The sequence below is a fragment of the uncultured Umboniibacter sp. genome (assembly GCF_947497555.1).
Classification (GTDB): domain Bacteria; phylum Pseudomonadota; class Gammaproteobacteria; order Pseudomonadales; family DSM-25080; genus Umboniibacter.
In genome coordinates this window covers 72,999-93,682 of sequence record NZ_CANMGY010000001.1, presented here as the reverse complement: position 1 = coordinate 93,682, position 20,684 = coordinate 72,999, and the positions used below count along the sequence as shown (strand labels likewise).

The following is a 20,684-nucleotide window of genomic DNA, read 5'->3' as shown; positions in this document are numbered from 1 at the left end:
GTGCGATTTTTTTAAAAAAATTATTGACATGGAAATTGGTGCAGGAATTGCGGCTATTTCAATGCAAAGGGATGTTGCTGATCGTGGAGAGTTGGTAATTATTGTCTAATTCTTCAAAGTGGTGTCATTGCGGGGTATGATTCGCGCCCAAATCATCCTATCTCTAGGCTATTGCAACGAGGGTAACGCTACTCCAGTGGAAATAATCATTATTGGTATGGCAATTATTGCTTTGATTGCCATTGCGTGTGAAGAAATTACGCATATTGATAAAGCAAAAAGCACGCTGTTCTTCGGTTGCGTTAGCTGGCTTCTGCTCTATGTGAAAGCTAGCACGACAGGTAATTCTGCAAACCTCCAGGCAAGCTTCGATCATAATCTTTTAGAAATCGCTAGCCTGTGGTTATTTCTGATGGCAACCATGACCTTTGTGGCATTTCTCAACGCCCGAGGCCTGATTTCGGGTGCAGTATTAAAAGTGATGCCCGGCGAGCTGTCGTTCAATCGCCTAATTATCCTGGTTGCGGTCTTCGCCGTCTTGCTATCCATGCTCGCTGACAACATAACAGCTACCCTAGTTTCACTGAGCGTTGTCTCTGCCTTTAAGTTATCGGATAAGGAGCGAATCAAACTCGCGGTATTGGCGGTTTTTGCTGTTAATTCCGGAGGCGTGATTCTGATCACTGGTGATGTCACCACACTGATGATTTTTAGTGATGGTCATCTGTCGATGGCTCAGCTCCTCCATCTACTCCTGCCTACGTTGATTGGTGTGTTGGTATTGGTGGTGTTAATGATGAGAGGAACTAACCGGAGGGTTGAAGCTGAGCTCTTTCGCGATAAGTCTCAGCGCTTAGATGTGGTGATAGCCATCCTCTTTTTTTCGACGATTGTCTCGACTATGGTTCTGAATATTCTTTTTTCCGTTCCACCAGTACTCACTTTCCTATCGGGTCTTTCCATCATGTTTTTGATTGGTGGTTTTGTGAACAAGTATCGGCATGAGATCCACCTGCTGGAGTATGTCCGAAAGATCCAGTTTGATACCTTACTCTTCTTCCTGGGGATCCTACTGATTGTTGGGGCTCTCAAGGAAATTGGTGTGCTGGTTTATCTTACAGAGCTGTTCTTTGCGCTGAGTCCAGAGCTATCTAGCTACCTCATGGGTGTTAGCTCGGCCATGCTAGATAACGTCCCATTAACCGCGGCGCTATTAAAATCAGAGCCTACTCTCAACATCACCCAATGGTTAGGGCTGACTTATGCTGTGGGCGTTGGCGGTTCGCTACTGGTGATTGGTTCAGCAGCGGGGATTGTCGCTATGAGCCGAATGAAGGAGCTAACCTTCATGGCCTATGCGCGCTATATCCCAAGACTCTTCATAGCCTACAGCGCTGGTTATCTGGCGGTGCTCTGGCTGAGCTAATGTCCCAACAGATTATCACGATTAGTGTAAGTTGCTAAGAACGCTAAGCAAATAAAAAGGCCCCACATAGTAGTGGGGCCTTTTAGTTTGATCTTAAGGCGATTAGTTCGCAGTGCTAGTGCTGAGGCATCGAAGCTTAAAAAGGGATGTCTTCGTCATACTGCCCAAAGTCAGCAGGGCCTGGCTCAGCTTGAGGGGCAGATTGAGACTGACCTTCGATGCGCCATGCTTGCAAACTGTTGAAACAACGCTCTGCTTTGCCTGGCTGTGACCAAAGACGACCAGAAAGATTGAAGTGAACGGTGATATCACTACCTACTTGGTATTGGTCCATCAGTGCACACTTGTCTTTGATCAATTCCATCGCTAAGTAGTTAGGGTAGGCAGGATTCTCACCTTCCCCGGTTACGCGGATAACGAATTCACGCTTCGTGAAACCGTTGTTACCGTATTCAGTGGTCTCGCCGATACTGTGGATTTGACCTTGAACTTCAAAACTTTTTGACATGAATTTATCTCGCTAATTTGAGTCTAACTAATGCTCATACTGTAACGTGTTTAGGCGTGTTTTAGTAGCCACTTTTCGGTGGTTATTGTTAGTTGTCGCCAAGCGATCAGCGGTGAAAAAGATTTCCTTTAAAAGCCAGGAGGGGTTCAGCGGGTGATCCACATCTTGGCGAGCAGCGTTTCTAAGGTAAACGTTGTGAATGAGGAAGACAGTATGAACGCGGTAAGTCCCAAGTCTCTGATGAAATCTAAATGGACCCATTTACAACCGGTAAATAAGGAACGCCACTTCATGGTCACACGGGTGAGCTATGACGAAGATCAACGAGTTGAATTGTGTGAGCTGGAAGCAGTGATGACGGGTCGAGTTCAGGCGATAGATTGGCGCTCGTTGAAAGACAATAGTAAATGGCAGCAGGGATGGCGATAAGATTTTGGCGTTGCGCAAGCGTCCGAGCGTCTAGTTCCAAGCAATAACAAGCGCTCCGGCTAGCAACGGTAGCAAGGCCATTGCGGCTTATACTAGGAGCAAAGTCCGAGGTCATGACAAACAAAGGTTTCCTATGTTACTTTTGAAGTATTACTAACCCTACGGAAAGCTCATCTATGAAAATTATAAATGCGAAGCTTCAACGCTTGATGGCGTTGTCAGCTGCGGCACTAGTGCTTACTGCTTGCTCCGATGATCCTGCGCCAGCACCTGAGGCCGACGAAGAGTCTATTGCAGCATTAACTGAAAATGCGGACGTCTTTGAAGGTTTTTTTACGGCCTACCGCGATCCAGAATCCGGTTCAGTGCATCTACTCATCAATGAAGATCAGCTGTCAGACGAATTCATTTACACTGCGCAGACTGCGAATGGTGTGGTTGAAGCTGGTCAGTTTACAGGCGCCTATGTGGGCAACAGCGTGTTAACGGCAGAGCGTTATTACAATCGTATTGAGTTTGTTGCTCAGAACACTTCATTCTACTTTGATCCGGACAATGCGCTTTCTCGTGCCGCCGACGCGAATATTTCTGACGCGATTTTAGCAGTAGCAGAGATTGTTGCTGAAGATGAAGAGACCGGTGATATCTTAGTAAACATCGATGGCTTGTTGATGAGCGAGAGCCTGCAGCAAGTCAGCAGCTCAGATAATCCAGTGACCGGTGGTTTAGACGGTGACAAGTCGAAGGTTCTATCTATCCGCAGTTACCCGGAGAATACAGACTTCGAGGTTGAGTATGTCTATTCAGGTGGAGAGCCTAGCTGGAGCGAAGATATTACTGACTCGCGTGCTATCTCTATTCGTATGTTACATAGCTTTATCGCTATGCCTGATAACGACTTCACGCCGCGATTCGCAGATTCTCGTGTTGGTACCTTCGATACCCAGGTAACTGACCTCACTTCAACATCATCCACCCCCTATCGTGATCTAGTTCATCGCTGGGACCTAGTAAAGCAGGATCCAGCAGCGGATATTTCTGATCCAGTAGAGCCTATTGTTTGGTGGATTGAGAATACCACTCCAGTAGAATGGCGTGACCTAATCATGGCTGCTGGCCTTGAGTGGAATAAGTCCTTCGAAAAGGCTGGTTTCTCCAATGCCGTAGAAATCAAGGTTCAGCCGGATGATGCAGACTGGGATGCGGGCGATATTCGCTACAACGTTCTTCGTTGGACCTCATCACCAACCCCGCCATTTGGCGGTTATGGTCCAAGTTTTGTTAACCCGCGCACTGGCCAGATTATCGGTGCTGATATCATGTTAGAGGCTTCATTCCTCAATCGTCGTCGTATTATCTCGCGTTGGTTGGCAGAGGGTATGAACACGCCAGAGGATCTGGCTAAGAATCTCGATCAGCTAGCCGGTCATACCTGTTCACTGGGTAATCACATGCAGTCAGCGAACCTTAGCGCGTTTGCTTTTGCTGACTTCGCTGCTACCGATGGCATGTCTGCTGCCGAGATGACTGAACAGATCGTTCACGATTCAATGCACTACTTAATCCTTCACGAGATGGGCCATACCTTGGGTATGAACCACAATATGAAGGCAACCCAGTACCTTACTCCTGAAGAGTCGTTTGACCTTGAGGTGGTTAATGAGAAAGGCCTAGCGGCTTCGGTCATGGATTACCCTTCGGTTAACTTTGCGCCACGTGGTTCGGAGCAAACTCGTTTCTACGCCGTAACGCCAGGACCTTACGATGACTGGTTCATCAAGTTTTCGTACTCGCCTGAGCTGAATGACCCTGCGGCGATGGCTGAGCACCTTGCTAAGTCGACCTCCGATGACTTGATCTTCGGTAACGATGCGGATGACATGCGGGCGCCAGGTTGGGGTATTGACCCTCGCGTTAATATCTATGACATGTCAAATGACGCTATTAAGTACTCTGATATGCGCATGGAATTAGTTCGCGATGTACTGGATAACATGTCACCTGCAGACGTCAATGACGGCGAGAGCTATGATGACCTAGTGGTAGCCATTGAGGCCATGATGGGTGAATGGCGTTGGGCCGGTAACGTGACCTCACGTTATGTTGGCGGTGTCTATGTAGATCGCGCGTTACGTGGTCAAGACGGCGCAACACAGCCCTATGAGCCGGTTGCGGAGTCTCGTCAACGTGAAGCCATGGCGCTGTTAGCTAAGTACCACTTCGCACCGGATGCGATGGAAATGAATCCTGAAGTGATTGCCCACGCTCAACGTATGCGTCGCGGTTTCAATAACTTCGGAGCACCAGAAGATCCTAAACTTCATGGCGCAATTCTGGGCGGGCAGAGTGGTTTGCTTGATCACCTATTACATCCAGGAGTGCTTCAGCGCTTAGTTGATACCACGCTTTACGGTAACACCTACACCATTGATGCAATGATGGATGAATTGAATGCTGCGGTCTTCGCTGCAGACAAGTCAGGCAACATCAATACAATGCGTCAAAATCTTCAGGTTGAGTATGTAAATCGCTTGGTTGAAATCGCTAAGAACGAAGAGGGTGCATTCCCAACTCAGGCGGTATCAATGGCTGTATTACAACTTCATGAGCTTAAGGAACATTTCGCTACTAACCGCAGTGTAAATCGTTCAACTAAAGCCCATTCAATCAACTTAGTTAGCTTGATTGAGCGAGGCCTTCACGCTTAAGGCGAGGTGGTTTTGTGATCTAAGAACGGTGCCCTAGGGCGCCGTTTTTTTGTCTTGAATTCCGAGTTACATGACCTCGGCAACCCGATCTAGCAGGGTATAGAACTCATCAAGCTCTTCGGCTTTGACGAATTCGAGTTGGTATTTGTTATGGAAGAAGACGGTAAGCTTGGCGTGATGACTGTTTAGATACATCGTGTAACCGTCAAAATCCGTACTAGCTGATAGGCCCATGAAGCTGCGAACCTCTCCCTCCTTTTCGCCGTGATCCATGACGTGGTTGAACACTCTTAGTGCTTTCAGAACATCTAACTTAGGGTCGTGATTGAGTTGTGATCGTGACATCTGCTAATTCCCTATTTCATGAGTGCAACGCGAGCGGCAAGCAGCGTTAGCTTTTGAGACTCCACCGTTGGCTAAAGTTGCTGAAGCTAATCTACGTTATCGCCGGACCTAGTTTAAGTGTAGAATTGCCTACCATGAATGTAACAATCTTTACCACCAACCGCTGCCCACACTGTGATGCCGTTAAGCAATGGTTTCGCAAGCAAGGTATACGCTATAACGAGCTGCGAGTTGACCAAAATAACCGCGCGGCGAAGACGCTAGCTCGCAAGGGCTTTCGCGGAGTTCCCCAAGTGGAGGTTAACGGAAGTTTTGTTCGTCCCTTAACTTATCCCAAACTTACTAAAGCCTGCGGTCTAAAGTAGCCCAGTTTAATAACTACGACACCTCATTACAGACCTACCGATAGGTACGGTCTAAAGATTCCTTTTGGATCAACGCCCGGGCAGCTTAACTCTGGGTTCTGAGCACCGTTAGTCTCTCACTACTCACTACTCACTACTCACTACTCACTACTCACTACTCATTACTCACGAATCACTTCTGACCAACTGTGTCCGCTTCCCGTGTCCGCGGACACATTTCACTGTCCGCGGACACCTTTAATTGCGGACAGGTAGGCCGCAGGCCCTATTTTTATTGAGATAAATAAGTTGGCACGGCTATTGCTTTGAGGGAGTTATCGTAGGAGAGAATTTTTCATGATTAAGAATACTGCAGAACAAGATCTAATCATTGAAGCCAAGAAATGGCATCAACGCGCAGGAACGCGTTGGGGAGCCTTCGGTTTGGTCGCAGTGATCATTCTGAACGGTTTCGTTTGGAGTAATGATAGTGCTGAGCAATCGGTTGATCGTGACCAGCTACTCATCGCGAGTATTTCGCAGGGGCTATTTGAACGAGATATTGCCGCCACTGGACGAATGATTGCTTCCGATGCGCCCACGCTATTCGCCACTGAAGAGGGGCAAATTGAACTTCTCGTTGACGCCGGTGAACGCGTTACCATTGGCCAGGTGCTAGCTCGGATTACCAGCCCTAACCTTCAGAGCCTCCTGGCCGAGTATCGTGTCAGTTTGGCGATTCAATCAAGCCGCCTAGCACGCATGGAGCTGACCAATCGCCAAGCCGAGTTAGCGGCTGACAAAACCGTGGATATGGCGCAGGTTGATTTAGCAGCGGCAGAGCGAGAACTGCGACGCGCCGAACAGCTTTTTGAACACTCGCTTATAAGCCAAATTGACTACGATGTGCGAGTAGATGATCTACAAAAGAGTCGCCTGCAGTTCCAGCACGCTGTTCGCGAGGCTGAGCTGTCTCGTGATTTCAGTGCCTTTGAGTTAGAGCAAAGCCGGGCAGAAGTCTCGCGCCAGGAAATCCTAGTACAGGAAGTACAGCGGCGCATGGATGCGCTGGCAGTCAGGTCGCCAGTGGATGGCGCAGTGGGTAACTTGCTGGTTAGTGATCAGTCCAGGATTCCCAGCGGAACCCCAATCTTGAGTGTGGTAGACCTAACGGCCTACGAGGTCGAACTGCAGATTTCTGATGTCTATGGCGATGACTTAGGTATTGGGATGCCGGTCACCGTATCCGTTGGCGGGCAGCAGGTAATGGCTGAGATCTCGGCAATTTCACCGGAGATCCGCTCTAACCAATTGGTTGCTCGCGCCACCATTCTAGATCAACAGGGCCTCTCCCTCCGCCAGAATCAGCGCGTCTCGGCGCGAATCTTCCTCGAACGCTATGAGGATGCGTTACTGGTTCGTCGCGGCAGCTTTGTTGATAACGGTAACCGTAGCTTTGCCTATCGCGTAGAAGCGGACCGACTAGTTCGAATTCCAATTGTCGTGGGCGCCATAGGCACTCGAAATGTACAGATTATAGAAGGTGTTAGTGCTGGCGATGAGATTGTGGTCTCCAGCTACGACAACTTCGATGACTTAGAAACCTTACAAATTCATTAATTCTCCCCCAAAAGAGGACTAACACGATGTTAAAGATGACCAATATAGCCAAAGTCTACCGCACGGATATGGTAGAAACTCATGCGCTTCGCTCCTTCGATCTAGAAGTGAAGACGGGAGAGTTCGTTACCATTACTGGCCCATCGGGTTCCGGAAAAACCACCTTCCTGAATATCGCAGGTTTGCTTGAGCCCTTTAGCTCCGGCAGCTATCAATTGAACGGCGTTGAGATGGGCGCGTTGAGCGATAACCAGCTCGCTAAAGCGCGTAACGAATCCATTGGCTTCATCTTTCAGGGGTTTAATCTCATCCCTGATCTCACAGTAGCCGAGAACATTGAAGTGCCGTTGCGCTATCGCGGTGTTTCTCGCGCTGAACGAAAGTCTCGTGTGGAGGAAGCGCTGGAGATGGTAGGGCTGTCAGCTCGCTATAGTCACCTTCCGGCGCAATTATCGGGTGGTCAGCAGCAGCGTGTCGCGATTGCGCGCGCCATGGCGGGTAAGCCAGCGTTTTTGCTTGCGGATGAGCCGACCGGAAACCTCGATACCTTAATGGCACGCCAGGTGATGGATATGCTGGAAAGTATTAATGCAGCGGGAACTACTATTGTGATGGTGACCCACGATCCAGACCTAGCACGACGCGCGCAGCGCAATATTCAGATCGTGGATGGTCAAGTATCTGATTATCGTCGCTTTACTGAAGCACCAGCGACAGCGGAGGCTTAAGATGATCGGCCATTATATTGATTTAGCTTGGCGAAGTATCAAACGCACACCGTTTATTTCATTGCTGATGGTTCTTGCTATCTCAGCTGGCGTTGGCATGACGGTGACGATGTTCAGTATCTATCAGCATATTACCGCTAATCCAGCGGAAAAGATGGCTAACCAGCCCTTAACGTTACAGCTGCAATCTAACTCAGTGGGCAGTGGTTGGGGTAATGGGATGCTACGCCAGATCACTTACCAGGATGCCATAGCAGTCCGTAATAGCGGTCTCGATGCAACCACCGTCGCCATGTTCAAGAGTCGCTTTGCGATTAAATCAGACGCCCCCGCTGCCTCCCCCATTTTTGGCAGTGTGCGGGTGACTGACGGTACCTTCTTCGATGTCTTTGAGGTGCCTTTTATCTCGGGATCAACCTGGACTAGGGGCGCTGACCGAGATGGCGACTACGTTGCTGTCATCACTCAGAGCACAGCACAATCATTCTTCGGCTCGGATGACCCCTTAGGGCGAATGCTCTTTCTGGATAACAAACCGTACCGAGTGATTGGCGTAATTGAAAACTACAATCCTCAGCCTAAGTTCTATGATCTGAATAATAATCCGTTCTCTCTCGGAGCCGGCATTTATATTCCAATAGGTTTGGCGCCGCTCGAGGAAATTAGTTCGTCGGGTAACACCAACGGTTGGTCGCCAAGTAGGATTGAAGATTATCAGGCACTGCTTACCTCTGAATTGCATTGGTTACAGTTCTGGGTATCGTTCGATAGCCAGCAGGAGCGAGTTGAGTTCGAACGCTGGTTAAATGCCTACATCAGCGATCAGCAGTCAGCCGGTCGTTTTCCCAACCCGGAAGCGAGTTTCGCTCTCCAAACGCCAGCACAGTGGATTGAGCACATGGATGTTCACAGTGAGGAAAGTGATATTTTGCTGATCATCAGTATTCTCTTCTTACTTGTCTGTATTGTGAACACCATTGGTTTGTTACTTGGTAAATTCCTAAAGGCAGCGCCCGCGGTTGGAACACGAAGAGCGCTAGGCGCTAGTCAGGGCCAGATTTTCCTTCAGCATATTGTTGAGGTGAGCCTGATCGGTTTCGCGGGTGGCTTGATAGGCCTTGTCTTCGCAACTGGCGTGCTGCACGTGCTTAACGGCTACTTGGCTGTCGGTTTTGCCGGCGATGAGTTCCCGCTGACTCAACTTCATTGGACAATGTGGCTCTACTCACCGGCTATCGCGTTGCTGTCATCCGTCATCGCAGGTTTGATACCGGCCTGGCGTATTTGTCGCATGCCGCCCAGCCTCTACCTCAAAATTCAGTAGGAGAAGATTATGGATATTCTACCAACCTTAAATAGTTTACGCCGTAATCCGTCTACGACGACATTATTGGTGATTCAAGCGGTGCTGACGATCGCCATTATTGCGAACCTTGTGGGCATGATTAGTTATCGTATGGACTCCATCGATATCAATTCGGGTATTGACGAAGAGCTTGTACTCGACGTGGAGCTCTATCACTTTGCCGAGGATTTTAATGCGCAACAGGTATTGATGAATGATATCGAGACATTGACTCAACTGAATGGCATCACGGCGGTAGCAACCACCAATCAGATGCCGCTTGAGGGCAGTGGCTCCAGTGCTAGCGTCCGCGATAAGGTTACGGAAGATGACACTGGTTCACAGGTTCAAGCCGCTATTTACCGCGCAGATCATCACCTCAGTGATGTGTTGGGCCTGAAAATGAAGTACGGCCGAACCTTTCGCCCAGAAGAAATTGCTAACCCAAATGATATGGGCAGTATGGAAGCGGGTGCGGGCGTGGTGATTTCTTCAGCGCTTGCCATGGAGTTGTTGGGCCGTGACGATGTGGTGGGTGAAGTCATCTATTTCCCTTCAAGCGTTGACATTCCCTTGACTGTCATCGGCGTAGCGGAACACTTCTACGGTCCATGGCCGAACTGGAGCGTTTCCACGAACTCTATCTGGCTTGGTTTCCTACCAAGTGATAATCGCTTTCAGCAGCTAGCGGTGCGCTTCGAAGGAATTAGCGCGGCGGAAGCAATCGACTCGATTACTTCACAGCTCTATCGCAATGACGACCGACGCGTCGTAGTCAGTATTGAGCAGTATCATGAGATTAAAGATCGACAGTTCTCCGTTGACTATGCTCTGCTGTTCTCTCTTGGGCTGATTATTGCATTGCTTATCAGTGTCATCTCGTTAGGTGCAATTGGTATGGCCGTATTCAATGTAGAGCGTCGTACTAAGCAAATTGGTACACGCCGAGCGCTGGGTGCAACCAAGCGAGACATCGTCATGCTGTTCCTTATGGAAAGCGGTGCGATGTTAGTCATCTCGATGATTATTGGGGTGCCAGTAGCACTGGCCCTGAATTGGCAGTTGATGAGCCTATTCTCACTACCTAGCTTGTCAGTGGTGTACCCGCTAAGCGTGGGCTTTGCGTTGCTTCTGTTGTCGGTGGTAGGTATTCTATTTCCAGCAATTAGCGCGGCGAAGGTACCGCCGAGTGTTGCAACTCGCTCGCTCTAAACAAGGACTGATTGATGGAACGTGTATTAATCGTTGATGACAACCCAGCAGTACTCGACAGCATTGGTTTACTGCTGGAGCTTCACGGCATTGAGTCGGTGGGGTGTGACTCCCCCGAGGCCGCGCTTACTGCGGTTCGGGAACAGTCTATCGGGGTGGTGATTCAGGATATGAATTTTTCTGAAGATACTACTTCCGGAGATGAAGGCGTTAAATTGTTCGGCGAACTTCGCAACCTAGACACGGATCTTCCTATCATTCTGTTAACGGGTTGGGCGGACCTTGAAACAGCGGTTCAACTTATTCAACAGGGTGCGGCGGACTATCAATCCAAGCCCTGGGATGATGACAAGTTAGTGACGTCGGTTCGTAACTTGCTGGAGATGCGTACCCTACAGGCGGACAATATCCGCCTGAATGCGGCCTCGCGTAATCGGGCTAAACAACTCGAGAATATTGAGTTATGCGGCACCATCGTAGCGTCTTCGTCGCTTCAGTCAGCGGTTGAATTGGCGGCGAACGTGGCGCGAAGCGATGTACCCGTGCTCATCACAGGTCCCAATGGCAGTGGCAAGGAGCAGTTGGCTCAGATTGTTCACGCTAATTCAGAGCGCGCGGCTAAGCCCTTTGTGGCGGTGAATATGGGCGCGTTACCCGATGATCTTCTGGAAGCTGAGTTATTCGGTGTCGTCGCTGGGGCATTTACCGGCGCGAACCAAACCCGAGAGGGACGCTTCAGCAAAGCTGACGGAGGTACGCTATTTCTTGATGAGATCGGTAATCTCAGTCATGCCGGGCAGATGAAGCTCTTACGGGTCCTGCAAACGGGCGAATTCGAGCCACTGGGGTCAAATGAAACCAAGCGTGTTCACGTTCGTATCGTCAGTGCCACCAACGCGGATTTACCTGCCGCGATTCAAGCGGGTGAGTTTCGTGAAGATTTGTACTATCGCCTGAATGTTATCGAGGTTCGCTTAGATGGGCTCGCTGATCGTAAGGAAGATATTATTCCCTTGGCGAAGTTTTTCCTTCAGCAAGATACCCTCCCTAAAGGGGTTGCTCGCGCATTAGAATTGCACGATTGGCCTGGAAATGTGCGCGAGCTACAAAACGCCTGTTCTCGCGCCGCATTACTTCGCGGAGATGGATCCTTTGAGGTGCAGCATTTTGGCCTAGAACCGCCAGCCATTGGTGCGATAGAGATGTCTGCCGATGACATTAAATTAGCCCTTAGCGATAACGACGGTGTAGTCGCCAAGGCTGCTCGGTCTTTAGGGTTATCGAGACAAGCACTATATCGACGTATGGAAAAATTGGGGATTGAAAATTAGATGACAGCTGCTGTCTCAGTATGGCAGGCTAACTGACATGGGAATTATTACTCGCTTTGTCTTGGCCAACTCTCTGCTGGGATTACTCGCTGCGCTATGGTTTGCCTACCTATTGGAAGGTGAGCGCTATGAGGTATTGGCATTATCTATTGCCCTGGGTGCAGGGACTTTCGTCTTGGTTAATCGCTATCTGCTTAGACGACTTCGCAGGGCACTTAAGGCGCTGGAATTCGGCCTGCTTAACTTACAGGATAACGATTACAGTATCACGATTGAGCAGCGTGATGGTGCGGAGTTCGTGACCTTAGCGAAGCACTTTAATGCCGCTGCAGCAGTACTTCGTCGCGAAAAGATGAGTATCTATCAGCGTGAACTCCTTCTGGACCGAATTCTTCAAAGCTCCTCAAATTTGCTGCTCCTCTACGACCAAACGGGCAGGGTACTATTCTCAAATGATGCCGCTAGAAAATACTTTGCCAAGGGCAAACGCATTGAGGGAGCCCTAGTAGCGGATGTCCTTCACGGTGCTCCAGCCGCCTTTGCGGATGCCGAACGGAATATGACGAAGGGACTCTTCTCGGTAACGGCTCAAGAAGACGGCGAGCGTGTTAATCAGAGCTGGCATATTGATAAAGCCGTGGTTCGCATTCATACCGAAGAAACCACGATGTTGAGTTTCAGGCACATGTCCGAGGAGCTCAATAGACAGGAAGTATCGGTTTGGAAGAAGGTTATCCGGGTAATCAGCCACGAGATCAATAACTCGCTCGGGCCCATCATGTCCATGGTTCACTCTGGCAAAATGATTACTCAGTCCAGCGAGGATAATCGGCTTACCCGAGTATTCACTACCCTTGGTGACCGCGCTGATCACTTGAATCAGTTCGTTCTTGGCTACGCGAAGTTCGCCCGCTTGCCTTCACCGCAACAGGCCAGTCATCAATGGCTTCCCTTCCTCCAGCGACTGCAGACATTGCAGCACTTCAACATTGACTGTGACCTGCCTGAGTTAGCAAGTACCTTTGATGAGTCTCAGCTCGAGCAAGCTATCATCAATTTAGTGACTAACGCCCATGAAGCCTCGACGAACGATGACTGCGTAACGGTAAGCGTGGTATCCAAGCGAGACGGGGTAGAAGTGAATGTGTTGGACGAGGGTAAAGGGATGTCCGATGACGTGCTTGCTCAGGCGTTTATTCCCTTCTACTCAACCAAGCAGCGTGGATCAGGAATTGGCTTAACTCTGGTTCGTGAAATTGTAGAGGCCCATCACGGCGTGCTGAATATCAGCAACCGTGAGGGCGGTGGTTTGCGCGTATCGCTGTGGTTGCCGAACTAATTTGAGCTTGTTAGCGTGGTCTTCGGGTCAATAATCGCCAGTTTACTGTTCAGTAACAGCGCGTTGGGGATTAAATGGTGTACCCCGTTCATGTCTAAGGTGATATAGCGTAAGTTGATATTAATCACTTCGCCTTGTACGCCTGATAGTTCAATCACGTTGCCTAACTCGATAGTTTTATACACTACAAGCATCATACCCGAGACCAAGTTTGAGATCGCATCCTTTAGCGCTAGCCCTACTGCAAAACCGGTTAAACCTAACCCTGCCACCAGAGCTGAGATATTAACGACGGCTGCGGAAATCCAAGCATTCATACAATCACCAACAATGGGAGTAAAAATTGACCAAGCTGCCATACGTAGCTAAAAACGGGAATACCAAGGATGCTCAGGACAATAAGCCCTAAGAACAGCATGGATCCATAGCGTTGATTGAACAGTACATAGGGGCGTCGGAGCCCCGCTGGAAGCAGATACGGCGCAATATAGTGTCCGTCCAATGGGCCGAGTGGAATTAGATTAAAGAGCATTAGGATAAGGTTAATGGTAGCCAGATAGATAAAGAAATACTGTGCTCCTTCACCCTGAGCCCACGCCCACTGGCCCTGCATGGCTAGCATAAAGATATTGACGGTAATGAACGCGATGAGCAGGTTCATTAGCGGTCCAGCCGCTGCAATCCAGAGTTGTGCCCACCCCGACGTATAGTTGCGCGGGTTGGTAGGCACCGGCTTTGCATAACCAAAGCCCAGAATCACCACCATCAGTAGTCCCATTGGATCAATATGCGCTATGGGGTTAAGCGTTAATCTCCCCTGTTGCTCAGCCGTATTGTCACCGTAGAACTTTGCCATCGCAGCATGGCCAAATTCATGGAATGTGAGCGACACGATGAGGGCGACCACGATTAACAGGAAAATACTGTAGTGTCCGTCGAGGATAAGGTTATACATGCGGTCGTGATTTCCTATTGGTGACGAGGGATGGGAGCGACAACGGCTACCCCATCCTAACCGTTAAATCCGTGCGAAACTCGTTTTTTCTGCGCTTAGCACAATGACCAATAGAATGACGTCAATCAACAAACTAACCCCAGAGATAGGGATTTGCATGATGAGTAGTGGCGCCTCTGTCTGAGCGAAGATGGCGATTCTAACACTCTCCCAGAGCATGGATAAGGCTAACGCGGTATAGAATATTGGCAGTGAGACTTCATTGGCCATTAATAAAGTAATCCCGCCGATGCAATATAACACTGCAATCGCGAGACTAATCACGCCAATGGTAAAGGCCCAACTTTCGAACCATTCCGGTACGTCAAAAAGATGGACCACAAAGACCATAATTTCATCGACATCTACGGTAGTTTGTTCTCCATCCAAGGTGATCTCGATTTCTGCACTGCCATCAATCGCGCTTTCCTCGGCCATATCTTCCACATGCATCACAATCTCTTGCTGCATTTCCAAGAAACGAGGCACGGCGAGTTCCTGACCAGCGCCTATTAGTGAGAAGAAGCCAAAGACGAGTGTGAGTATCCCTACTAAAGTGACCCAAGTTGGGCGGTGTTGATGCGTCATCTATCTATCCTTAGCTAAGAGTAATATTCGAAATCTTATCACTACGAGGCGGAGCAATCTATCTCAATGAATGTGATGATGTCAGTACTGAGCTTCAGACATTGGAGTCGAATTCGGGGTCAATTTGGGGTCGGGTACATAACTTTGATTGTCCCTGGAATCGGGTCGAAGATCGGGGTCGGGTACATAACTTTGAGCCTCCTTAATTGAGAGGTAACTTTAATCCAAATGACGTTCAAAACGTTGATAGCGATAACCTGTTTGTACCCGACCCCAACTCGACCCCAACTAATATGTACCCGACCCCAACTCGACCCCAAATTGCGCAATACGCATAGGTATTGCTAAGGAATTACCGTAGAGACCCTTTAACTCTTCACGCTCAACCCTTATGTTGCTATCACTAATCGAGAAGGAATCAACGTTATGAGTGACACTTATACCCCCCCAAAGATCTGGCAGTGGGATGCTGGAAATGGTGGTAAGTTTGCGAGTATTAATCGGCCAGTTTCGGGTGCGACTCATGAATCTGAACTCCCGCAGGGAGACAACCCATTTCAGCTGTACTCCCTCGCCACGCCAAACGGTGTGAAGGTGACCGTACTTTTTGAAGAGCTGTTAGAAGCCGGTCACCGTGAAGCTGAGTACGATGCCTACACGGTAAATATTATGGAAGGCGAACAGTTTGGTTCGGATTTCGTATCGATCAATCCTAATTCAAAAATACCTGCTCTGGTTGATCAAAGCGGCGACGAGCCGTTTCGTATTTTTGAATCGGGTGCCATGATGATTCACCTTGCTGAAAAATTCGGAGCGTTTATCCCAACAGATAGCCAACAGCGCGCTCAGTGCTTAAGTTGGCTAATGTGGCAGATGGGGAGTGCACCATTCCTAGGCGGTGGCTTTGGTCATTTCTATGCCTATGCACCGGAAAAATTTCAGTATCCTATTGACCGTTATACGCTGGAAGTAAAACGTCAGCTTGACGTGCTAGATAAGCATTTAGCCGCTAATCAATTTATGTGTGGTGATGAATACACCATCGCGGATATGGCGATCTGGCCGTGGTATGGCGTACTAGTTCAAGGCGGTCTATATAGTGCAGCGGAGTTCCTGAGTGTGCATGAATACGTTAACGTAAAGCGTTGGGCGGATGAAATCTCGGGTCGACCAGCGGTTCAGCGTGGCACACGCGTCAATCGAGCTTGGGGTGACGAAGCAACTCGAGTTCTAGAGAGACATAGTGCAGCGGATTTTAAGTAAATAGTGATCAGCTTCGTGTAATTAACTGCAGTGATAGCAGACTAAGCAATCTTTTTGATGCTTTTGTAGGTGATTGGCTATGGGTTCGAGTTAGCGCATTAGTTTAAGATAATTAAACGATGAGGTATGGATTGCCTCTTTGTATCAGGTGAAGCAAGGATTGCTTCGGGCTAAGTTTTAACAACGTCCCTCAGTTTCATTCAGGCTCCTTGCGTCAATCAGATTCTGGTTGGCGCTTTTTTTTACCCACTAGTCTCCCATCAAAATCTAATTAGAATACCAAATAGGATTTGCTGTCAGAGCGCGATACACTAATGTCGAAATCATAAAGCTTGAAAGAACTTAGGAGTGATGATGAAGCTTGTCTACAATACCTTAGCCGTAGCCCTTATGTTAACGCTAAGTTTACCCTCAGTAGCGGGTCCCATCGAAGGGTTCGGCCGCTATTACGATATCGAGTTAGCTCAACCCATCGAGAGCGATGTAAGTTTTCGTGTAGCGTTCGATGTGGGTAATGGTGCAGAACAGGGCAGTTTTTCTCGATACATCAACTCCGCGGCCAGACTCAATAATATGTTGCTTGCACACGGAGTAACCGAAGATCGCATTCAACTTGCAGTGGTGGTGCATGGCGCGGCTAGTTACGATGTCCAACGCGAGGAGGCTTATAAAGAAAGGTCGGGAGAAAATAATGGTTCTGCACCATTGATTACTGCGCTGATTGAACAAGGTGTTCGCGTCATCGTCTGTGGTCAATCCGCGACTCATCTAGGAGTGACGCAAGAGCAATTAATCCCGGGTGTTGAAATGGCAGTTTCGGCGATGGCGGCTCATGCTCAACTTCAGCAGGACCATTACACCTTAAATCCGTTTTAAGCTATTAAGTAGGGCGAAATTACTATGTACAAAAGCATCAAATATTCACTAGCTCTCTCATTACTTCTCCTGGCAGGTGGCGCAAATGCTTCGTTGGAAAGCGAGGTGGAAGATCGCTTAAATTGGTTTCTTAGTGGTGTTAATGACGTAGAAGTTCATGATGAATTCTGGGCGAGCGACCTCATTTACACCAGCTCCTCCGGCACCCGCTTTGGCAAGTCCACCATCATCGATGGGATGCGCAGCAGTACAGCACCTGAACAGGAGAGTTCAGCCTGGTACGGCGCAGAGAATGTTACCGTCAGAAGTCTGGGCGAAGCCGTGATATTAACGTTTGAGCTCACACTCTACGAGTCAGCTGAATCATCCGAGCCGGCGCAGCGCTACTTTAATACTGGGGTCCTGATTAAGCGGGATGGAAGTTGGCAGGCAACCGCTTGGCAGGCGACCAAAGCCGCTGAATAACATCCGCATTATTCCTAATGATGCGGGCGTTGATTTGGCGCTAACTTGTAACGTCTGAAGGTATTCTTCAACAACGGTCATCAGTAATAATTTGAGGTAACGATGAAACGTACTGCACTATTTCTTGCCACCAACCTAGCGGTAATTCTATTACTCAGTTTGGTTTTAAATATCATCTACGCAACCACAGATCTGCAGCGAGGAAGTCTATCTGGTCTATTGATCTTGGCCGCGGTATTCGGCTTCGGTGGAGCCTTTATCTCGCTGTTAATGTCGAAGTCGATGGCCCTTCGTTCGGTGCGCGGACAAGTCATTCAGTCGCCCAGCAATGAAACTGAACGTTGGTTGTTACGAACGGTCGAGCATCAAGCTCAACAGGCCGGAATTGGCATGCCGACCGTCGCCATTTACGACGCTCCTGATATCAATGCCTTCGCAACCGGCGCGAAGCGAAATGATTCTCTGGTAGCCGTATCCACGGGTTTATTACGAGCGATGACTCAGGATGAAGCGGAGGCAGTTCTTGCCCATGAAGTGAGTCATATCGCCAACGGTGACATGGTTACCATGACGCTGATGCAAGGTGTGGTGAATACCTTTGTGATGTTTTTGGCTCGAATTGTCGCGAATATGGTGGCGTCGAATGGAAATGGTCAGCAGGGGGGAACCAACTGGCTAGTCTACTTCGGCGTCACCATGGTGCTTGAGTTGGTGCTTGGGTTCTTCGCTAGCTTCCTAACAATGTGGTATAGCCGTCACCGTGAATTCCACGCCGATGCGGGAGCAGCATCATTGGTTGGGAAGGAAAAGATGGTTGCGGCACTGCAGCGTTTAAAGACAAGCCAAGAGTCACAATTAGACAACACGCTCTTAGCGTTTGGAATCAACGGCAAGAAGACGCTCACTGAACTGTTAATGAGCCATCCGCCGTTAGATAAGCGCATTGCTGCGCTTAATGCCGAGGCCTATCGTTCTTAAACTGAGAGGCTGAGAAACGAACCAACCTACAGGGCGAATCATTGAGATTCGCCCTTTTACGTTACGCCATATCAACTCCGCTAAGCCGATCTAGCTAGCAGCGCTTTTCGCTGTTTTAGCCAATCACTTTGCAGCTTGAGTAGCCACTTCGTAGCCGCCCACACACTTAAATTCTCATCCGCAGCGCTATTTTCGCCAATGGCGGCGATCTGACGGTAGTACCAATACTGAACTGCAAAGCTAGCTATGGCTCGAATAGCGGTTACGCGTTCTAGAAATTTTAGCGCGGGTGGAAGTAGCGAAAGCGATTGTTCAAAACGATCTAGCTCCTCTCGCCCCGCGAGGAGTTGATTCGGCGCATCGGCCACTACACAGAGTGGGCGCCCTAAGCCAATGATATCAGCGCTGCCGTCTGCTAGGGCAGACTCCATTACCGCACGTTTTCGGAAGCCCCCAGTGACCATAAGCGGGATGTTTACCTCCGACTGCATGGCTTTGGCAAAGTCAACGAAATAGGCTTCTCTTGCTTGGGTGGAGGCATTAACCTGCTGCGGTTCCTCGTCCTCAATACCTTGGATGCCCAGTAGTTTAGGTTGCTCGTAGGTGCCACCAGAGATCTCAACTAGATCAACCGAGGCCGCTTCTAACCATTTCAGTACTACAAGGCTATCTTCGAAGTTAAAACCACCCTTTTGGAAATCAGCGCTGTTTAACTTAACGGCTACAGGGATTTCAGGGCCTACCGCTGCGCGCGTTGCAGCTACAACCGCCAAAAGAAAACGGGCGCGATTTTCCAGTGAGCCGCCATACTGATCGTCGCGCTGATTGCTTCGTGGACTCAGAAATTGCGAGATGAGGTAGCCGTGAGCGGCGTGAATTTGAATACCTGTGAAGCCCGCCTCTACCACCACCTTGGCAGCGTGCGCATAACCTTGAATTGCGGCTTCGATCTCTTCTAAGCTCATTGGCACAGGTTCGCCAAACTGGCCGCCAGGGATCCCAAGCTTAACTGCTGAGGGAGCCTTTGGTTTGGCGTTGATATTTTTTTGCGTCTGTCGTCCTGCATGACTGATTTGCGCCCAAAATTGATTGCCATTAACGGTAGCCGCTGCAGCCCATTCACTCAGGGCGCGCTTTAACTCCGCGGATGCCGTGCCTTGAATAATGACATTTCCGGGGCGCTCTAGGTGTTGGCTATCAATTTGAATATTCCCCGATAGCAGGAGGCCAGCACCTCCCTCAGACCAAACCCGATACAGATTAGAAAGTTCTTGGGTAGGTATTCCTGCTGGGTCGGCAAGACCTTCGGTCATGGCTGCTTTGGCAATACGATTAGGTATCGCTACTCCACAGGGGAGGTGAAGTGCGGTGGCTAATATTGAATTCATGTTGAGTTGTCCTTTTTAGTCCACTATTTCCTGTTTTGCCCGCGCTATCAAGTCGAATAAACCGAGAGGAGGTTAGTTCGAATGTCTGAATGATCGAAAAGTTAACTCAAACGAATAACCATGATATAACTTGCGAAGCTAAAAGTTTGCTTGAGTGTGTCCGGTTGTAATAACAGCTCAACTATCAACCAATGGAGAAAATCTTATGAAATGCTTGCGCCTCGTTTTTTCGTTAATAAGTGCGGTTGTCCTATCCGCTTGCACCACACTTCCTCGCGTCAATATGGATTACGACCCAAATTTCGATTTTCAGACGCTAGAAACCTTTTATATTATTCCCGATGCCGTGGAAGTCATTGGCGTTCCCACTAACCCGCTTTTAGATGAGCGAATTCGAACGGATATCGCTGCATCGTTGACAGCTAAAGGCTTGACGCAGGTATCACGTGACGAGGCCGATGCGCTTGTCAGTTTTCATGTTACAACCCAAGACAAAACTCGCGTCACCAGTTACAACAATAGTTATGGTTTCTATGGGTCATACGGCTATGCCCCCTACCATCGCGGCTACATGGGTTATCCTTCACAGTCCGTAGATGTCAGTCAATATACTGAGGGTTCGTTGATCATTGATATCGCCAGTACCAAGGAAGGCAAAGCCGTGTGGCGAGGAGTGGGAACGCGTTCAGTTCGCGACTGGACCCCGCAAGAACTAGATGTTGTGGTGCGTCAGTATGTCGATACCATATTCGGTCAAATTCCATTCGAATAGACTAACGATAAGTTGGCTGGAACAG

At 49.0% G+C, this 20,684-nt stretch carries 21 protein-coding genes; 15 read left to right on the top strand and 6 right to left on the bottom strand.

Going from position 1 to position 20,684, the window contains the following annotated elements; translation table 11 throughout:
- Positions 1–136 precede the first annotated feature (136 nt).
- On the top strand, positions 137–1,426 hold the full coding sequence (gene nhaD / locus Q0698_RS00375; protein WP_298632636.1) for a sodium:proton antiporter NhaD: 1,290 nt from the start codon (positions 137–139) through the stop codon (positions 1,424–1,426).
- Between the two features lie 136 nt (positions 1,427–1,562).
- Here nhaD and Q0698_RS00370 read toward each other — a convergent pair whose 3' ends face one another.
- The gene (locus Q0698_RS00370; RefSeq protein WP_298632635.1) at positions 1,563–1,934 is read right to left on the bottom strand and encodes a DUF3127 domain-containing protein; all 372 of its coding nucleotides are present in this window, start codon (positions 1,932–1,934) and stop codon (positions 1,563–1,565) included.
- A gap of 213 nt (positions 1,935–2,147) precedes the next feature.
- Between Q0698_RS00370 and Q0698_RS00365 the strand changes: the two genes are divergently transcribed.
- Both Q0698_RS00365 and Q0698_RS00360 read left to right on the top strand, forming a co-directional pair.
- Positions 2,148–2,363 (top strand): TIGR02450 family Trp-rich protein, encoded by a 216-nt coding sequence (locus tag Q0698_RS00365; RefSeq protein ID WP_298632634.1) that lies wholly within the window; start codon positions 2,148–2,150, stop codon positions 2,361–2,363.
- Between the two features lie 176 nt (positions 2,364–2,539).
- Positions 2,540–5,071, top strand: coding sequence for a zinc-dependent metalloprotease (locus Q0698_RS00360; RefSeq protein WP_298632633.1), 2,532 nt, complete (start codon positions 2,540–2,542; stop codon positions 5,069–5,071).
- A gap of 66 nt (positions 5,072–5,137) precedes the next feature.
- On the opposite strand, the gene Q0698_RS00355 is transcribed toward Q0698_RS00360, so the two are convergent.
- Positions 5,138–5,416 carry a DUF3081 family protein gene (locus Q0698_RS00355; RefSeq protein WP_298632632.1) on the bottom strand — a complete coding sequence of 93 codons (279 nt, stop codon included), beginning with the start codon at positions 5,414–5,416 and terminating at the stop codon, positions 5,138–5,140.
- 134 nt (positions 5,417–5,550) lie between these two features.
- Here Q0698_RS00355 and Q0698_RS00350 point away from each other — a divergent pair, with 134 nt between their 5' ends.
- The 7 genes from Q0698_RS00350 to Q0698_RS00320 all read left to right on the top strand — a co-directional run bounded on the left by Q0698_RS00350 (position 5,551) and on the right by Q0698_RS00320 (position 13,335).
- Entirely contained in the window at positions 5,551–5,781 is a 231-nt protein-coding gene (locus Q0698_RS00350; RefSeq protein WP_298632630.1) for a glutaredoxin, read from the top strand.
- A 336-nt stretch (positions 5,782–6,117) separates the two neighbouring features.
- Positions 6,118–7,380, top strand: a complete 1,263-nt coding sequence (locus Q0698_RS00345) for an HlyD family efflux transporter periplasmic adaptor subunit (RefSeq protein WP_298632628.1) — start codon at positions 6,118–6,120, stop codon at positions 7,378–7,380.
- Positions 7,381–7,406: 26 nt separating this feature from the next.
- The gene (locus Q0698_RS00340) at positions 7,407–8,108 is read left to right on the top strand and encodes an ABC transporter ATP-binding protein (protein ID WP_298632626.1); all 702 of its coding nucleotides are present in this window, start codon (positions 7,407–7,409) and stop codon (positions 8,106–8,108) included.
- A 1-nt stretch (position 8,109) separates the two neighbouring features.
- Positions 8,110–9,432, top strand: a complete 1,323-nt coding sequence (locus tag Q0698_RS00335; RefSeq protein WP_298632624.1) for an ABC transporter permease — start codon at positions 8,110–8,112, stop codon at positions 9,430–9,432.
- A gap of 9 nt (positions 9,433–9,441) precedes the next feature.
- Complete coding sequence (locus Q0698_RS00330) at positions 9,442–10,665, top strand: FtsX-like permease family protein (RefSeq protein WP_298632622.1); 1,224 nt, start codon at positions 9,442–9,444, stop codon at positions 10,663–10,665.
- Positions 10,666–10,679: 14 nt separating this feature from the next.
- The gene (locus Q0698_RS00325) at positions 10,680–11,996 is read left to right on the top strand and encodes a sigma-54 dependent transcriptional regulator (protein WP_298632620.1); all 1,317 of its coding nucleotides are present in this window, start codon (positions 10,680–10,682) and stop codon (positions 11,994–11,996) included.
- A 37-nt stretch (positions 11,997–12,033) separates the two neighbouring features.
- Positions 12,034–13,335, top strand: coding sequence for a HAMP domain-containing sensor histidine kinase (locus Q0698_RS00320; protein ID WP_298632619.1), 1,302 nt, complete (start codon positions 12,034–12,036; stop codon positions 13,333–13,335).
- Here the strand turns inward: Q0698_RS00320 and Q0698_RS00315 are convergent.
- From Q0698_RS00315 to Q0698_RS00305, 3 genes are all read right to left on the bottom strand, one after another.
- Positions 13,332–13,652, bottom strand: a complete 321-nt coding sequence (locus Q0698_RS00315) for a mechanosensitive ion channel domain-containing protein (protein ID WP_298632617.1) — start codon at positions 13,650–13,652, stop codon at positions 13,332–13,334. The genes Q0698_RS00320 and Q0698_RS00315 overlap by 4 nt on opposite strands.
- A complete protein-coding gene (locus Q0698_RS00310) occupies positions 13,649–14,290 on the bottom strand; it encodes a site-2 protease family protein (RefSeq protein WP_298632615.1) in 642 nt (213 codons plus the stop codon). Before Q0698_RS00310 ends, Q0698_RS00315 begins: the two co-directional genes overlap by 4 nt.
- 63 nt (positions 14,291–14,353) lie before the next feature.
- Complete coding sequence (locus Q0698_RS00305) at positions 14,354–14,917, bottom strand: hypothetical protein (protein WP_298632613.1); 564 nt, start codon at positions 14,915–14,917, stop codon at positions 14,354–14,356.
- Between the two features lie 426 nt (positions 14,918–15,343).
- Between Q0698_RS00305 and yghU the strand changes: the two genes are divergently transcribed.
- The 4 genes from yghU (at position 15,344) to htpX (ending at position 18,499) form a co-directional block, all read left to right on the top strand.
- A complete protein-coding gene (gene yghU, locus Q0698_RS00300) occupies positions 15,344–16,180 on the top strand; it encodes a glutathione-dependent disulfide-bond oxidoreductase (RefSeq protein ID WP_298632611.1) in 837 nt (278 codons plus the stop codon).
- A gap of 351 nt (positions 16,181–16,531) precedes the next feature.
- Complete coding sequence (locus tag Q0698_RS00295; RefSeq protein ID WP_298633479.1) at positions 16,532–17,056, top strand: DsrE family protein; 525 nt, start codon at positions 16,532–16,534, stop codon at positions 17,054–17,056.
- Positions 17,057–17,080: 24 nt separating this feature from the next.
- A complete protein-coding gene (locus Q0698_RS00290; protein ID WP_298632609.1) occupies positions 17,081–17,521 on the top strand; it encodes a nuclear transport factor 2 family protein in 441 nt (146 codons plus the stop codon).
- A 102-nt stretch (positions 17,522–17,623) separates the two neighbouring features.
- Entirely contained in the window at positions 17,624–18,499 is an 876-nt protein-coding gene (gene htpX / locus Q0698_RS00285) for a protease HtpX (RefSeq protein WP_298632607.1), read from the top strand.
- An 80-nt stretch (positions 18,500–18,579) separates the two neighbouring features.
- Here the strand turns inward: htpX and Q0698_RS00280 are convergent, their stop codons facing one another.
- Positions 18,580–19,887: an NADH:flavin oxidoreductase/NADH oxidase family protein gene (locus Q0698_RS00280; RefSeq protein ID WP_298632604.1), complete on the bottom strand. Its 1,308-nt coding sequence runs from the start codon at positions 19,885–19,887 to the stop codon at positions 18,580–18,582.
- 205 nt (positions 19,888–20,092) lie between these two features.
- Here Q0698_RS00280 and Q0698_RS00275 point away from each other — a divergent pair, with 205 nt between their 5' ends.
- Complete coding sequence (locus tag Q0698_RS00275; RefSeq protein WP_298632602.1) at positions 20,093–20,659, top strand: DUF4136 domain-containing protein; 567 nt, start codon at positions 20,093–20,095, stop codon at positions 20,657–20,659.
- Positions 20,660–20,684 lie beyond the last annotated feature (25 nt).

Coding starts and splice junctions, on each gene's coding strand:
- nhaD (WP_298632636.1), top strand. CDS start 137: ATGATTCGCGCCCAAATCATCCTATCTCTAGGCTATTGCAACGAGGGT.
- Q0698_RS00370 (WP_298632635.1), bottom strand. CDS start 1,934: ATGTCAAAAAGTTTTGAAGTTCAAGGTCAAATCCACAGTATCGGCGAG.
- Q0698_RS00365 (WP_298632634.1), top strand. CDS start 2,148: ATGAACGCGGTAAGTCCCAAGTCTCTGATGAAATCTAAATGGACCCAT.
- Q0698_RS00360 (WP_298632633.1), top strand. CDS start 2,540: ATGAAAATTATAAATGCGAAGCTTCAACGCTTGATGGCGTTGTCAGCT.
- Q0698_RS00355 (WP_298632632.1), bottom strand. CDS start 5,416: ATGTCACGATCACAACTCAATCACGACCCTAAGTTAGATGTTCTGAAA.
- Q0698_RS00350 (WP_298632630.1), top strand. CDS start 5,551: ATGAATGTAACAATCTTTACCACCAACCGCTGCCCACACTGTGATGCC.
- Q0698_RS00345 (WP_298632628.1), top strand. CDS start 6,118: ATGATTAAGAATACTGCAGAACAAGATCTAATCATTGAAGCCAAGAAA.
- Q0698_RS00340 (WP_298632626.1), top strand. CDS start 7,407: ATGTTAAAGATGACCAATATAGCCAAAGTCTACCGCACGGATATGGTA.
- Q0698_RS00335 (WP_298632624.1), top strand. CDS start 8,110: ATGATCGGCCATTATATTGATTTAGCTTGGCGAAGTATCAAACGCACA.
- Q0698_RS00330 (WP_298632622.1), top strand. CDS start 9,442: ATGGATATTCTACCAACCTTAAATAGTTTACGCCGTAATCCGTCTACG.
- Q0698_RS00325 (WP_298632620.1), top strand. CDS start 10,680: ATGGAACGTGTATTAATCGTTGATGACAACCCAGCAGTACTCGACAGC.
- Q0698_RS00320 (WP_298632619.1), top strand. CDS start 12,034: ATGGGAATTATTACTCGCTTTGTCTTGGCCAACTCTCTGCTGGGATTA.
- Q0698_RS00315 (WP_298632617.1), bottom strand. CDS start 13,652: ATGAATGCTTGGATTTCCGCAGCCGTCGTTAATATCTCAGCTCTGGTG.
- Q0698_RS00310 (WP_298632615.1), bottom strand. CDS start 14,290: ATGTATAACCTTATCCTCGACGGACACTACAGTATTTTCCTGTTAATC.
- Q0698_RS00305 (WP_298632613.1), bottom strand. CDS start 14,917: ATGACGCATCAACACCGCCCAACTTGGGTCACTTTAGTAGGGATACTC.
- yghU (WP_298632611.1), top strand. CDS start 15,344: ATGAGTGACACTTATACCCCCCCAAAGATCTGGCAGTGGGATGCTGGA.
- Q0698_RS00295 (WP_298633479.1), top strand. CDS start 16,532: ATGATGAAGCTTGTCTACAATACCTTAGCCGTAGCCCTTATGTTAACG.
- Q0698_RS00290 (WP_298632609.1), top strand. CDS start 17,081: ATGTACAAAAGCATCAAATATTCACTAGCTCTCTCATTACTTCTCCTG.
- htpX (WP_298632607.1), top strand. CDS start 17,624: ATGAAACGTACTGCACTATTTCTTGCCACCAACCTAGCGGTAATTCTA.
- Q0698_RS00280 (WP_298632604.1), bottom strand. CDS start 19,887: ATGAATTCAATATTAGCCACCGCACTTCACCTCCCCTGTGGAGTAGCG.
- Q0698_RS00275 (WP_298632602.1), top strand. CDS start 20,093: ATGAAATGCTTGCGCCTCGTTTTTTCGTTAATAAGTGCGGTTGTCCTA.